Source organism: Vibrio sp. Y176 (genome assembly GCF_033438945.1).
In genome coordinates this window covers 1-507 of the sequence record NZ_JAWOQS010001243.1, presented here as the reverse complement: position 1 = coordinate 507, position 507 = coordinate 1, and the positions used below count along the sequence as shown (strand labels likewise).

The window sequence follows — 507 nt, the reverse complement described above, 5'->3', positions numbered from 1 at the left end:
TAAGCGAGAACACAAACACTGCAAGAACCGTCAGCATCGCATTAGTTTGAACACGCTCGTTTTGTGCGTTACTTTTTGCCGTTGATTCAACCGCTTGATCGTTCACGTGTTTAGACAAAGTGTTGATGCCTTGCACCATTTCGTTACCAACACGGCGGTACTCAGAAATAAATGCACGGTATTCGTTGTCTGATTTCAGACCTTGATCGTATTGGTTGAAAAACGCTACAGAGCGCTGTGAGTACTGCACATACGCTTCAATCGCTTTACGCACTTCAATCGCATCTTCACGAAACAGGTTGCGCGCTTCGATCGCACTTAGATCCGCTTCAACTTGTTTCAAGCCTGCTTTTAGCTCATTTAGGAAAGTTTCACGACGAGAAGCATCGTAAATTGCGTAAACCGCGCTGATGCGCAATGGGTAAATTTGATCGTCGATACGCGCCAAAGTGTCTTTATGGAAAACCAAAGACTCTTGGTTAGAAGCAATAACGTCTTGCTCCGCTT

1 pseudogene is annotated in these 507 nt (G+C 45.0%); it reads right to left on the bottom strand.

Annotated elements, in window-relative coordinates:
• Positions 1 to 507: pseudogene (locus R7O13_RS31195) on the bottom strand (methyl-accepting chemotaxis protein); the annotation flags it as partial.